The sequence below is a fragment of the Flavobacterium sp. NG2 genome (assembly GCF_034119845.1).
In the GTDB taxonomy this organism is placed as follows: domain Bacteria; phylum Bacteroidota; class Bacteroidia; order Flavobacteriales; family Flavobacteriaceae; genus Flavobacterium.
Window position 1 is genome coordinate 3119992 of sequence record NZ_CP139420.1, and the last position, 13444, is coordinate 3133435.

Annotated in this window: 12 protein-coding genes and 1 pseudogene; 4 read left to right on the forward strand and 9 right to left on the reverse strand. The window is 32.1% G+C overall.

Annotation, left to right across the window (positions count from 1 at the left end):
- Positions 1–41: 41 nt before the first annotated feature.
- The 4 genes from SLW70_RS12615 (at position 42) to SLW70_RS12630 (ending at position 4034) form a co-directional block, all read left to right on the forward strand.
- Complete coding sequence (locus tag SLW70_RS12615; protein WP_320888795.1) at positions 42–446, forward strand: glyoxalase; 405 nt, start codon at positions 42–44, stop codon at positions 444–446.
- Between the two features lie 397 nt (positions 447–843).
- Positions 844–1950: a carboxylate-amine ligase gene (locus SLW70_RS12620; RefSeq protein ID WP_320888796.1), complete on the forward strand. Its 1107-nt coding sequence runs from the start codon at positions 844–846 to the stop codon at positions 1948–1950.
- Between the two features lie 50 nt (positions 1951–2000).
- The gene (locus SLW70_RS12625; protein WP_320888798.1) at positions 2001–2828 is read left to right on the forward strand and encodes a glutamine amidotransferase-related protein; all 828 of its coding nucleotides are present in this window, start codon (positions 2001–2003) and stop codon (positions 2826–2828) included.
- 15 nt (positions 2829–2843) lie between these two features.
- Positions 2844–4034, forward strand: coding sequence for a hypothetical protein (locus tag SLW70_RS12630; protein WP_320888800.1), 1191 nt, complete (start codon positions 2844–2846; stop codon positions 4032–4034).
- Between the two features lie 246 nt (positions 4035–4280).
- Here the strand turns inward: SLW70_RS12630 and SLW70_RS12635 are convergent.
- The 9 genes and pseudogenes from SLW70_RS12635 to hisA form a co-directional block, all read right to left on the reverse strand.
- Positions 4281–5629, reverse strand: a pseudogene (locus SLW70_RS12635) (IS3 family transposase).
- Between the two features lie 150 nt (positions 5630–5779).
- On the reverse strand, positions 5780–6796 hold the full coding sequence (locus SLW70_RS12645; RefSeq protein ID WP_320888803.1) for a transposase: 1017 nt from the start codon (positions 6794–6796) through the stop codon (positions 5780–5782).
- A gap of 26 nt (positions 6797–6822) precedes the next feature.
- Positions 6823–7140, reverse strand: coding sequence for a hypothetical protein (locus tag SLW70_RS12650; protein ID WP_320888804.1), 318 nt, complete (start codon positions 7138–7140; stop codon positions 6823–6825).
- 201 nt (positions 7141–7341) lie between these two features.
- A complete protein-coding gene (locus SLW70_RS12655) occupies positions 7342–8049 on the reverse strand; it encodes a DUF4240 domain-containing protein (protein ID WP_320888805.1) in 708 nt (235 codons plus the stop codon).
- 60 nt (positions 8050–8109) lie between these two features.
- A complete protein-coding gene (locus SLW70_RS12660; protein ID WP_320888806.1) occupies positions 8110–9765 on the reverse strand; it encodes a M1 family metallopeptidase in 1656 nt (551 codons plus the stop codon).
- 114 nt (positions 9766–9879) lie between these two features.
- Positions 9880–11013, reverse strand: a complete 1134-nt coding sequence (locus SLW70_RS12665; protein WP_320888807.1) for an alpha/beta hydrolase — start codon at positions 11011–11013, stop codon at positions 9880–9882.
- A gap of 128 nt (positions 11014–11141) precedes the next feature.
- Positions 11142–11741 carry a bifunctional phosphoribosyl-AMP cyclohydrolase/phosphoribosyl-ATP diphosphatase HisIE gene (gene hisIE, locus SLW70_RS12670; RefSeq protein ID WP_320888808.1) on the reverse strand — a complete coding sequence of 200 codons (600 nt, stop codon included), beginning with the start codon at positions 11739–11741 and terminating at the stop codon, positions 11142–11144.
- Positions 11742–11779: 38 nt separating this feature from the next.
- Positions 11780–12535, reverse strand: coding sequence for an imidazole glycerol phosphate synthase subunit HisF (hisF, locus tag SLW70_RS12675; RefSeq protein ID WP_320888810.1), 756 nt, complete (start codon positions 12533–12535; stop codon positions 11780–11782).
- Positions 12536–12719: 184 nt separating this feature from the next.
- A complete protein-coding gene (hisA, locus tag SLW70_RS12680; RefSeq protein WP_320888811.1) occupies positions 12720–13442 on the reverse strand; it encodes a 1-(5-phosphoribosyl)-5-[(5-phosphoribosylamino)methylideneamino]imidazole-4-carboxamide isomerase in 723 nt (240 codons plus the stop codon).
- Positions 13443–13444: the final 2 nt, after the last annotated feature.

A 13444-nucleotide genomic window follows, 5' to 3' on the forward strand; every position in this document is an offset into this window, starting at 1 on the left:
AAGGCTTCATTAAGAATTTTTCGCTACTTTTAAATAAAAAGATGAATCAGAGAGATATTTTTTTAAGCGAGTTTAGAGGAGAATCTATTGGAACAATCAATCCAAATTCATCCTCAGATGAAAATTTTCAAAATCAAGTTATTCGTCCAATTTTAAAACTACAAAACGATTTGTTTGTGGCCTCTTTCCATAATTATATCAGTAAATACAAAAAAGATTTTTATTCTCAGTCTGTAGAAAAAAAATTAGCCACAATTGAAAATGCTATTCAAAAAGACATTAAGTATCGGAATGCACTCAAAGGAATGGTTGTCGCTTTATTTACAGCTGATGAATACGCTCTTTATATTCAAAGTTCATCTAATCTTAATAAAAGGATGATGAATATGCTAATCGAAAGACTTAAAAACCAAGTACAACTGTTTGAAAATCATACTGTTTCTTAATATTTTTTTTCTATTTTTTATTCCACCAAAAATGTAAACTTTCATCATAATAAAATCACAAAATAAGTTAGGATTATTCTGTTGGATGTTAGTATATTTTCATTATAATTGTTGAAACAAAATAATGAAAGAAGCGTTTTATAAATGGACAACTCCTAGGTCAAACAAGGAGTTTCAGAGTTTAACAGTTGAAGATGCTGAACGAATTGACATTTCATTTACTCGCTTACAGCAAAACTTTCATCAAGCTAAAAACTATATACCTAATCTTACTTGCCATAATAAACCAATTGAGAACATGACTTTAGTTCTTCTACATTAAAACTGGTGTCAAAAAATAAGACCTCTATTTATATTAACTAAACTAAACCTACGATTGTTTTAACAAACTATTCTAATGAAAAAGCTACCCGTTTTTACTCTTGGTATTGAAGAGGAATATCAAATAATCGATCCAGAAACCAGAGATTTAAAGTCCCATTTATCTAAAATAGTTGATGGCGCTAAAAAGATACTTAATGAGCAAGTAAAGTCCGAAATGCATCAATCTGTTGTTGAAGTAGGGACTAATATTTGCCAAAACATTGGTGAGGCTGAAAAAGAAATAAAGTTTTTACGTTCCAAAATTGTTGAGCTCGCAGACAATCAAAATTTGATAGTTGGTGGTGCAGGAACACATCCTTTTGCCAATTGGCAAGACCAGCCAATAACCGATGACCCTCGCTACCACAATATCATCAACGAATTACAAGATGCCGCACGTTCCAATCTCATCTTCGGAATGCATTGTCATGTGGGAATTGAAAACAGAGAAATTGGTTTACAATTAATGAATCAGGCATGTTACTTCTTGCCCCATATATTTGCGCTTTCTACTAATTCTCCTTTCTGGGAAGGAAGGTTAACTGGTTATAAATCCTACCGAACTAAGGTGTTTGATAAATTCCCAAGAACGGGATTACCTGAGTATTTTGAATGTTTGACCTCATATGAAAATTATTTAGAAACCTTGGTAAGAACCAACTGCATTGACAATCCAAAGAAGATATGGTGGGATTTACGTTTACATCCATTTTATGACACCATTGAATTTCGCATATGCGATATGAGTTTGACCGTTCAAGAAACGATGTGCATTGTATCTGTTATTCAAGCAGTGGTTGCTAAATTGTACAGAATGAATCAAAACAATATGAGCTTTAATATTTTTCGATTAGCACTTATAAAAGAAAATAAATTTAGAGCTGCCCGTTACGGAATTGAAGGGCAAATGATTGATTTTGGCTTGGGTAAAGAAGTTGAAACTAAAATGCTGATTTTAGAATTGCTTGACTTTATTGATGATGTAGTCGATGAATTAGGTAGCCGTGAACACATCAACTTTGTACATGAGATTTTAAAAACAGGTACTGGTGCAGCCAAACAAATTGCTGTTTGGGAAGAAACAAAAGATTTAAAAGAAGTAGTTAATTTTATCACAACAGAATTCACGAAAGGGCTGTAAAAAAAATTAAAACTTATCTTTGCATTTCATTTAAATACCACAAAATGAATATGAAAAAAATAATAAGACTAGCCATTCTGGACATGTACGATGGACAATCCAATCAAGGAATGCGCTGTATTATTGATATAGTTACCCGATTTTCACCCATTGTAAATTTTGATATTTTTGATGTAAGACAAAAAGGAGAATTACCAGATATTGAAAAATATGATTTGTATATTTCAACAGGAGGACCTGGAAATCCGTTAGAAGGAAATGGAGATTGGGATGTTAAATATTACCAATTCATTGATGAACTAATGAAATGGAACATTGAAAACCCTGTAAAAAAACATATGTTATTCATTTGTCATTCATTTCAAATGGCTTGTAAACACTTTGGTTTAGCTGAAATAACAAAAAGAAAAGACACCTCGTTTGGTGTCATGACTATACATAAAACTAAAGAAGGACTCTCTGACCCTCTTTATGAAGGTTTAGGTGATCCATTTTATGCGATTGATTCTAGAGATTATCAAGTTGTCCAACCAAAATTGAGTGTTTTTAAGAAAAAAGGAGCCAAAATTATTTCATTAGAAAAAATTAGAGATTATGTTCAATATGAAAGAGCCATAATGGCAGTCCGCTTTACGGATTATTTTGTTGGAACACAATTCCACCCTGAAGCTGACCCAATCAGTTTTATTGCCTCGTTACGTAATCTAGATGCTAAAGAAAAAATTAGAAAACTAAAAGGAAAAAAGAAGTTTAGAAATATGTTAGAGGATTTAGTAGATGATGATAAAATTTACAAAACCAACGAAACACTTATACCTAATTTTCTTCGTTTGGCTATTAATGATTTAATGAAAACTAAAAAATTATTATCCAATTAAAAATAAGTATTAAATATGATTTCTAAATATAGGAAGGCTTTTAATTCGCAGTTTTCTGAAGAAAAATACCAAGCATTAAAAGATGATATTGCCTCAGATTTTGATTATGCCCCTACATTTAGAATTGGAGAAACCCCTTTTTTTATTTCGAAAGAGCTAAAAGAACAATTAATTGAAGGTTGTAATCAAGTTATAGCTCTAATTCAAGATAGAAACTTCAAAAACCTCACAAACAAATCGATAGAACTAAATCACATTGTTCCAAACGAGGACGAACACACTAATTTCATCGCTATTGATTTTGGAATTTGCGAAGAAAATGGAGAAGTTCTGCCAAAATTAATTGAAGTTCAAGGCTTCCCTTCTTTATTCAATTTTCAAAATAATTTGTTTGAAAAATTTAAAAATCATTATCCTTTTTTAAGCGAACTTACACCTTTTGTAAATGATATTTCAAATGATGATTATTTAAAAACACTGGAAGAAGTTATTTGCAATCATCATCCAAAAGAGCATGTTATACTGCTCGAAATTGAACCTGAAAAACAAAACACCAAAATAGATTTTTATTATTGCAAAAAAGACCTTGGAATCAATACAGTCTGTGTAACCGATATTATCAAAATAGGAAATCAACTGTTTTATAAAAATGAAAAAGATGAAACGGTTTTGATAAAACGAATTTACAATAGAGTGATTTTTGACGAATTGGACAAACGTACTGATTTGAAATTAGATTTTAATTTCACCGATGAACTTGATGTTGAATGGGCAGGTCATCCTAATTGGTTTTTTAGAATTAGTAAATTCATTCTTCCTTACCTTAAAGGAAAATATTTTATTGAAACAACCTTATTAAGTGAACTAAAAGAGATTCCTAAAGACTTAGAAAACTACGTCTTGAAGCCTTTGTTTTCTTTCTCAGGCTCAGGAGTTATTTTTCATGTTACAAAAGCAGATATTGAAAATGTGAAAGAAAAAGAACTTTATATTCTGCAAAAAAAAGTGAACTATACCCCTATTATTCAAGCTATCGAAGGAAAAGTAAAAGTCGAAGTACGAATGTTGTGTACCTGGAAAAACGAAGATGCTACACCTACTATTTTGGGTAATCTTACACGATTGAGTCGTGGTGAAATGATTGGTGTCAAATACAATCAAGATAAAGACTGGGTGGGTGGAACTATTGGATTGTTTGAAAGATAGTTTTTGTATTAAATATGCCTGGAGATTTTTGATTTAAGATTTTATGGGGTTACCATCTGAAATTTAAAATCAAAAATCTACATTCAAAAATCTCTTAACTGCCTACTGATATGCGTGAGGGATAGCAGTGGAAATCCTTTTTATTATGGAGGCACATTCAGAAGTAATCCTATTTTTTCCAAGAAATAAAAAAAATGACCAAATTTCAGTTTTAGACTGCACCCAAAAGTTTAGACAAATTTATATTTAATTTTGATAATAATGAGTTCGATATTTTATCGGACTCATTTTGTTTAAATTTGATTTAATTCTCTCGTTGTTGTAATAGATTATATATTTATCGATTTCCTTTTTTAATTGTTCTATTGATTTGAATTTTTGCGTATAAAACATTTCAGACTTTAGTGTTCCAAAGAAATTTTCAATAATAGCATTATCTAAACAATTTCCTTTTCGTGACATACTTTGCACAATACCTTTTTTCTTTAATAAATATTGATACTGCCTCATTTGATATTGCCAACCTTGGTCAGAATGGAGTAGTAAATTTGTATTATTTGGTATTTTCTTAAATGCTTTTTTTAGCATCATAACTACTTGGTTAAAAACTGGTCGTTCAGTAAGTTCATAGCTGATTATTTCTTGGTTAAACAAGTCAATTATAGGTGATAAATACAACTTATTTCCAGAGACATTAAATTCTGTTATATCGGTTGCCCACTTTTGATTTGGAGCTTCTGATTTAAAATTTCTTTGCAATAAGTTTGGAGCTATTTTACCATTTTCCCCTTTATAAGATTTGTATTTTTTTACTCTAACAATACTCTTTAGTCCTAATAGTTTCATCAATTTTAAAACGGTTTTATGATTGATAACGACTCCTTTACTTTGAAGTTCATCAGTTATTCGTCTGTAGCCATAACGCCCTTTATGTCGTTTATAAATGACTTTAATTAACTCTTTAGTTTCTTTATATTTATCAGGTAATCTGCTCTGTTTTTGATGATAATAAAAACTACTGCGCGCCATATTTGTTAGATCTAGAAGTAACTCTAAATCAAATTTATGCCTTAAATCTACTATGGCTTGGAATTTTTCCTGGCTTGAATTAAGGCTTGTAACTTTTTTAGCAATTCATTCTCACAACGAAGTCTTTCGTTTTCTTTTAATAGTTCTTCTTCCCTTGTTAAGGGTTTGTTTGATTTGCTTTTTTTACGATTATTGCTCATAGAAATTGGTCTGCCTCTTTGTTTTGTCTCTAATCCTTTAAGGCCAAAGTTAGCATAATCTTTTTTCCATTTTAAAATTATGGCAATATCTGGGATATTAAATCTTATACCAGTTGCCATCAATGAAAGAGAGTCTTTTTCTATGGTTTTGAGTACTTTTAACTTAAATTCAGCGGAATAACTTTGATTTATTCGCGGTAATAAACCAATTTCACCATAAGCCTTATAAAAACTGACCCACTTACGAATATTGGATCTGTTAATACCTTTTAATCTTGAAACATGATACATTGAGTAATGTTTCTTTAAAACTAATTCTACACATTCTAATTTAAATGCATAATCATATTTAACTTTTCTTTCCATAAAAAATGCCCCAAATAGTGTCTAACTTTTTGGGGCATGTTCAGTTTCAAAATTGGTCATTTTTATTTTTCACGGACTCTGATGTATCAAAAAAGTCTTTTTTAGGTATTGACTAGATGCACGTTCTCCACGGAGGTGTTTTTTGTTTTTTTAGGCTGCTAAAATTTGTTGCTGCTTGAGAATTCTTCTTCCTATTTCCAGGGCATTTCCTGTATGTATTCCGAAGAAGATCCAAAGCATTTCACTTTTTTGGGTTTTGGCTTTTATCTTTTTTAGATTGTAATGTTCTTTCTCTTTTCCAAAACTTCCTTCTAATCGAGTGGAGCGTTCTTTTTTGATTTCTTTAGCTAAGATTTTACGCTGTTCTTCATTTTTGCCAGCTTTTCCTTTTCGCACAAAATCGGTTTGGATGTTGTTTGAAGTGGTGAATGTTCGATTTTTATTGGTGGCATAAATTGCATCAGCACCAAGCATTTTTACTTTAGTTTTGGTTAAGTTTTGAGCGCAAAAAACCGTGCTTTGAAGACGTGTACCTTCATTGAAAGCTCTGTACTGAATATGTTCTATAAAATTAATTCCATCAATTTGGATTTTGTTGACTTTGGCTCCAAATTCAACTTGTTTTACTTCCTTACCTCTTACAATAGGTCTAATATAGCTTTTACTAATACTTATTATTCTATCTGGAACACTTTTGCCTGTTTTAAAAATTTGAGACTGTTGTTGATACACCTTAGCGATTAGAGAACGTTGGTTTTTGTATTTTTTAGTAGCTTCAAAAGAATTTTGATTCTCAATTTTATTGAGTTCAGCGTTAAGTTTGTACAATAATTTCAACAGTCCTCTGGTTACTTTTGTACGGTGTTTTGATTGCTTTTTTCTTTTTTTAGAATATTCATTATAGCGTCTACACCAATCCAAATACTTGGTTCTTGGTAACTTGATTTTTAACATGCCGCATAAGGCTTCCATTTGTTTGTAATTCCATTGTACGCATTCCCATAGTAGTTTTTGATTAGTAGGAAAACGTACTTCACTTTCGTAACAAGTAGCATCTGTAAAAATTTTATCCAAATCACTCATATATGGAATCCAGTTTTTAGCTAATATTTCTTGACTCTTTCGAATATTTAAGCCTTTGGAGAGTTCCATTCTGATTTGGCTCACGATTTTAAAATTAGTCAGGGGTTTGTCTATAGGATTAAAATGTCGCAAAAAAACTGCATAAAAATATTACCGTTCAAAAGTTCGATAAGTTTTTTATCTGAGCAACCGTAGTAATTTTTTAACATCATCAGGGCAATCTTACCCTTGGGACTAAAATAACAATGAGTCCCTTTGTTAGAATCTTTCAATTTGAAGGCTTGACTAAGCTCAGAAAAAGGCATTGAAAGGTATATTTTACCCAAATCCGTTTTTAAAAATTGGGCGTAAAAACTATCAAAATTTTCATTGATAGTAAAAATTGAAAATTTGTATTGAAATTCGCTTAAACGTACTATTTTTGCCATCACACTTTAAAAGAAAACCCCGTTTTTGACTCGTTTTGAGCAATTTCGGGGTTTGTTTCTTCTAAAATAACATCTATTTTACTGAAAAACAACTTTTTGTGTTATTATGAATGTGCCTATGGAGCTTGCGGAATAATAAAAAGATTGAAACGAATAGCCCGACCCGTAGTTTTTACGAAGGGTCACGCCCAAATAACTAACTTACTTTTTCCAAAGTTTTTTAAATAAAATAGGACATATTTTCTCCATCGTTTTTGGTTCGTCAACACTCCAGGTAAAGTTAATTAAGGGATAGTTTTCATCATTGGTTACAAATGTGTCGTAATCAATGTAAGCATATATTTCATGGTTCGTTTTATTCAAAAACGCATTCATAGCAACAAACCAAAAACCTTCAAACTCATAAGTTGTTTGCCCTTCTTTTAGCAGATTCACTAAACTATCTGGATTAGCTACTGCTTTATAAAATGTTTCTTTACCTTGTGAGATTAACCAACATCTGAAATAATCAAAGCTACTCGCATCTGTAGTACCATCATTCATAAGGAAAGCGGCACACCAAAGATTTGATGTGTAGGTATCGTAAAGTAATTTATCGGTTCTTAAACGGAATCCAATGATTTCTTTTGGTGATAATTTTTCAACTTCATTGGCCAAAATAATTTCACGGTCTTCTTGTGGCAGATTGTCTTTTAAGGAATTAGCTATTATTGTCCAATACAAATCTTCATCAAGCATTTCACTAGACTTGGCAAAATGAATCGAGTCGAATTCGACAACCGGAAGGACTTGGGTAGGAACGGCATCAACAGTAGCCTTCGATTCTTTTAGTTTTACAGTACTAGTTTGAGCGATAGTCGAAACAGTAGAGATTAAAAATAATAACGCTATAAGAGTAATTTTTTTCATAAATCAAGACGAATACACGCTTTGTTTATACGTCATATTCTTAGGTAAAATTAGTGAATTTTAATTTGCAATTTTACTATCAAGAATATAAAAATTGTTATCAATTGTAAACTGAATGTTTTCATCAGAGAAAACTTTAGTTTTCCATTTACTATTAGGCTCAATCCAATATGATTGCCCATTGACAAACACCTTTATAGGCATATAAAAATCTGAGACACAATTAACCCAGCGATATTCTATTTTGTTTTTATTGATTTTATATTCGAATGTAGGGACTCTTTTATCTCTTAAATATTGATTAAAAAAAGGAATCAAAGGAAGTCCTGTTGCTTTACAAAAATAATCCTCAATTTGCTTTGAGGTTACGGTTTGATGGTAAAAGGTTGAATTTAGCCCTGTTAAAATCATCCTCCATTTATCATCATTATCTACAATTTGGCGAAGACTATGAAGCATGTTTGCTCCTTTAAAATACATATCTGAAGACCCCTTATCGTTAACATCATAAAGACCTATGATAGGCTTGTCGTTCAAAATATTGATTCTAGTTCCTTTGACATAATCAAAACCAGCTTTTATTCCAAAATAATATTCTACAAAAAGACTTTCGGCATAGCTTGTAAAACTCTCATGAATCCACATATCAGCATTATCTTTATTGGTAATACTATTACCAAACCATTCATGACCAGACTCATGCACGATGATAAAATCAAATTGCAATCCCCAACCTGTTTTACTTAAATCAGTTCCTAAATAACCATTTTTATATCCATTTCCGTATGAAATTGCACTTTGATGTTCCATGCCCAAATAGGGAACTTCGACTAGTTTATAACTATCTTCGTAAAAGGGATAAGGACCAAACCAGTGTTCGAAAGCCTTTAGAACTCTAGGAACCTCTTTGAATTGCTTTGCTGCTTTTTCTAAGTTCGATTTTAAAACATAATACTTGCAGTCTAAATTTCCTTTTTTACCTTGATAAGTTTCAGAAAATGACACATAATCTCCAACCGTAAAATTAACTCCGTAATTATTTATGGGATTTAACAGCTGCCAGTTATAGGTTATAGTGCCGTCATTCAATGGTTTCGTACCAACTAATCTCCCATTAGCAACTCCAACTAATCCAAAAGGAACATTTACTGAAATGTCCATACTCTCAACTTCATCTGCAAGATGGTCTTTATTAGGCCACCAAATACTTGCCCCAATACCTTGACAAGTTGAAGCAATAAATGGTTTACCATTTTTGTCTTTTTTCCAAACTATTCCGCCATCCCAAGGTGGATTGACCGCCGTTTTAGGCTTTCCTTTAAAGAAAATAATTAATTCTTTGACACTTCCTTTTTCTTGTTTGGAAACTAAATTTACAAAGAAAGCATTTCCTTCTCTACTAAATTTAAGTCTTTTTCCTTCTTGAGTTATTTCTGTGATTTGTAACGGCTGCTGCAAATCTATTTGCATTATACTATACTCGTCTACAACCTTGTATATAATCTTATTTGAGCCTGAAATCGAACTATCAGAAGGGTTTATTTTTACATCTAAACAATACTTCTTAACATCCCACCATCCACGTTCTTTAGTTACACTACCTCTTAATTTATCTTGTCGACTAATCTGATTTTGACTGGACGCCAAAGTTGATTGGGCAAAAGAACCATTTGCGAGTAAAAGAATCAAAACATGAAAAACAAAGAAAGTCTTCATGGTAGCATCGTTTTAAAATTAGTGTTTAATGAAACTAAGTTAGTAATTTTAGTTCATCTTTAACTACAACTCTATTTCTTCATAGATGAGCAGATTTTCACTAATTCAGAAGTTTTAATTATTTGAATTAAAAAACAACCATTCAATGGCTTTAGGGAACTCATCACTCCAATAGGTTTCATTATGCTGTCCCTCCTTATTAATACTCAAATTAATTCTCATTTTATCTTTAACAAACTCACTATTAATGAGACGTTCTTTGAATCTCTTTACATGCTCTAGTGTGTTGTCACTTTCTTCACCACCAGCATACAGGTATATTTTTGTGCCATCTGTATTTGCAACATCTACATCAATTTTTAATTGTGGTACTACCCAAAGTGAAGGTGAAAAAATCATTAACTTCCCAAAAATCTCCGGATTTCGCAAACCACTAAAAATACTAATTAATCCTCCCATCGAACTTCCTCCGATACCTGTGTTTGTTCTATCGGTTTTGGTTCTGAAGTTTTTATCTACATAAGGTTTTAATGTTTCGGTCAAAAACTTGATGTATTTTTTTCCTTGACCTTTTCCTAGAATCGTTTTCCCTACATTATATTCTTTAATTCGATCCTCTTCGGCATGTTCTACAGCAACAATAATGATTTTACCAATTTTATATTCGGACATTACGGCTAGTTTTTTGTCGATTTCCCAGTTACCATATTTAGAATTTTCATGAAATAAATTTTGGGCATCTTGTAGATACAGTACGGGATAATGTTCTTCAGTAGCATCATAATCATGAGGCAGCAAAGCCCAAACTTTTCTAGTAGTATTAAGCTGTGGGATTTCGAATTCATCCGAAAGCAAAACGACTTGTGGTAAAAAATTAGGTTTAAAAGGCAACCAGTTTTTTCTCCATTTCGGAACAAATTCATTTTGAACTCCAGATTTTAAATTGGTGGTGCGATTAGGAGTAATCTCTTCATCTACTCCAATTTCAACTGCACTCCAATCTCCTTTAGTGAATTTATACAAAAGTGTTTCTGGTAATTCAAATCCTTCAGGAAAACTATATTGATATTTATTATCGCCTACTTTTTTCATAACAAAATTAGGGTCTTGGGTTGCCCAATTATTGAAATTACCCGCTAAATAAATAGGCCTCAGATCAACTTCATCAGTTGTTAAAATGATATTTAAGGTAGTATTGTGTATTATTTTATTTGAATTAAATTCAATTGTGGTATTATCAGAATTCATTATTCGTATTATTTACTTGTAAATTTTAATTATCGTAAATATAACTTTTTAGATTCTAAAAAGAAAAACCCAATAGTTAAAATTAGAACTATTGGGTTAACCTCTTGTTTCTTACAAATGTGTTATGCTTATTTTTGACGACTTTTTAAAACATCAATAACGTCGTTTAATTTATATCCTTTTGCTTGTAATAAAATCAAATAGTGAAACAATAAATCAGCACTTTCACTTAGGAACAAATCATCATTGGCATCTTTCGCTTCAATAACAACTTCAACCGCTTCCTCACCTACTTTTTGAGCAATTTTATTGATTCCCAATTTGAATAAAGAAGCGACATAGCTTTTTTCAGATTCTGCATTTTCTCTTCTTGTTTGGATTGTATCCTCTAATTTAGAAATAAAACCATAAGAAGCATTGTTAGGTGTTTGCCAGCAGGTATCAGCACCTGTATGACAAGTTGGTCCTACAGGTTTTGCCTGAATCAATAAAGTATCACCATCGCAATCGTTTTTAATGTCCACCAAATTCAAAAAGTTTCCACTTTCTTCACCTTTTGTCCAAAGACGTTGTTTTGAACGGCTGTAAAAAGTTACTTTTCCAGTTTCAACAGTTTTTTGATAAGCTTCAGCATTCATATAGCCTAGCATCAATACATTTTTAGTTTCACTATCTTGAATAATCGCCGGAATTAATCCATGTGCGCTTTTTGAAAAATCTATGTTCATTTTATTAGTATTAAGTAGCGAGAATTAAGTACTAAGTCTTAAATTCTTACTTCAATATTATTGTTTTTTAATTCTTTTTTCAAAGTTTTAATTTCGATTTCCTTGAAATGAAAAACACTTGCTGCCAAAGCGGCGTCTGCTTTTCCATCGATAAATGTATCGGCAAAATGCTGGATATTCCCTGCTCCTCCCGAAGCAATAATTGGAATATTCACTAAGCTTGACAATTTAGCCAAAGCCTCATTTGCAAATCCATTTTTAGTTCCGTCGTGATTCATTGATGTAAACAAGATTTCCCCTGCTCCTCTTCGCTCCACTTCTTGTGCCCAATCAAATAACTTGATATCAGTAGGTACTTTTCCGCCTACCAAATGCACCATCCATTCGCCATCAATTTGTTTGGCATCAATAGCTACGACCACACATTGGCTTCCAAATTTCTGTGCCAAATCATTAATCAACTGCGGATTTTTTACCGCCGAAGAATTAATAGAAACCTTATCTGCTCCGTTTTGCAACAAGACTTCCACATCTTCCACAGCCGAAATTCCACCTCCTACAGTAAACGGAATATTAATCGTAGCCGCTACTTTCCGAACCAAATCCACTAAGGTTCTTCTTCTTTCCTCAGTCGCTGAGATATCTAAAAACACCAATTCATCCGCACCTTCATCGGAATAGATTTTGGCCAATTCTACTGGGTCACCTGCATCTCGTAAATCTACGAAATTTACGCCTTTAACAGTTCTTCCGTTTTTGATATCCAAACAAGGAATAATTCTTTTTGTTAACATTACTGTTTGTTTTTTTAATCTATTATATGCTACAAAAGTAAATACATATTTAATCTAAAATGCATTACAATTTGTTAGGTAAAGATGCACTGTAGTTCATCTCTGGATAACATCTTCACTAACAATGTACTAAAGTAAAGATGCACTGCAGTGCATCTCTACAGATCAACGTTTCTGCTAACCATTATCCTATTATGTAGTTCTCCAATTGTTTCAACGAAATCCTTCCTTCATAAATCGCTTTCCCGATTATCGTCCCTTCGCAACCTATTTCAGCTAATTTTGGTAATTCATCAAAAGTTGAAATTCCACCCGAAGCGATTAATTTTAATCCTTTGGCTTGACTCAATATTTTAGAATACAAATCAAAACTTGGCCCTTCTAACATTCCGTCTTTAGCAATATCGGTACAAATTACGTATTCTATTCCTTTTGACTGATAGTTTTGAATAAAAGGTACTAAATCTTCGTTTGATTCTTCCAACCAACCTGAAACCGCTACTTTTTCGTTATTGGCATCAGCACCTAAAATAATTTTATCGGCTCCAAATTTCGCAATCCACTGTTCAAAAATAGCACGGTTTTTCACTGCTATACTTCCACCTGTGATTTGGTTTGCACCACTTTCAAAAGCAATTTTCAAATCGGAATCCGCTTTTAAACCACCACCAAAATCAATTTTCAAACTAGTTTGAGTTGCAATTTGTTCCAATATTTTATGGTTTACAATCTTACTTGACTTCGCTCCATCTAAATCTACTAAATGCAAATATTCGATTCCATGTGCTTCGAATTCTTTGGCTACTTCCAATGGGTTTTCGTTGTAAATAATTTTAGTATTGTAATCTCCTTTGGATAAACGCACGCATTTTCCGTCGATGATGTCTATGGCTGGTATGATTCTCATGA

Excerpts from the sequence above, each read along its gene's own strand:
- SLW70_RS12655 (WP_320888805.1), bottom strand. The coding sequence starts at position 8,049 with ATGAAAAAAATTACTCTTATAGCGTTATTATTTTTAATCTCTACTGTT.
- SLW70_RS12620 (WP_320888796.1), top strand. The coding sequence starts at position 844 with ATGAAAAAGCTACCCGTTTTTACTCTTGGTATTGAAGAGGAATATCAA.
- hisF (WP_320888810.1), bottom strand. The coding sequence starts at position 12,535 with ATGTTAACAAAAAGAATTATTCCTTGTTTGGATATCAAAAACGGAAGA.
- SLW70_RS12660 (WP_320888806.1), bottom strand. The coding sequence starts at position 9,765 with ATGAAGACTTTCTTTGTTTTTCATGTTTTGATTCTTTTACTCGCAAAT.
- hisA (WP_320888811.1), bottom strand. The coding sequence starts at position 13,442 with ATGAGAATCATACCAGCCATAGACATCATCGACGGAAAATGCGTGCGT.
- SLW70_RS12615 (WP_320888795.1), top strand. The coding sequence starts at position 42 with ATGAATCAGAGAGATATTTTTTTAAGCGAGTTTAGAGGAGAATCTATT.
- SLW70_RS12625 (WP_320888798.1), top strand. The coding sequence starts at position 2,001 with ATGAAAAAAATAATAAGACTAGCCATTCTGGACATGTACGATGGACAA.
- hisIE (WP_320888808.1), bottom strand. The coding sequence starts at position 11,741 with ATGAACATAGATTTTTCAAAAAGCGCACATGGATTAATTCCGGCGATT.
- SLW70_RS12650 (WP_320888804.1), bottom strand. The coding sequence starts at position 7,140 with ATGGCAAAAATAGTACGTTTAAGCGAATTTCAATACAAATTTTCAATT.
- SLW70_RS12665 (WP_320888807.1), bottom strand. The coding sequence starts at position 11,013 with ATGAATTCTGATAATACCACAATTGAATTTAATTCAAATAAAATAATA.
- SLW70_RS12630 (WP_320888800.1), top strand. The coding sequence starts at position 2,844 with ATGATTTCTAAATATAGGAAGGCTTTTAATTCGCAGTTTTCTGAAGAA.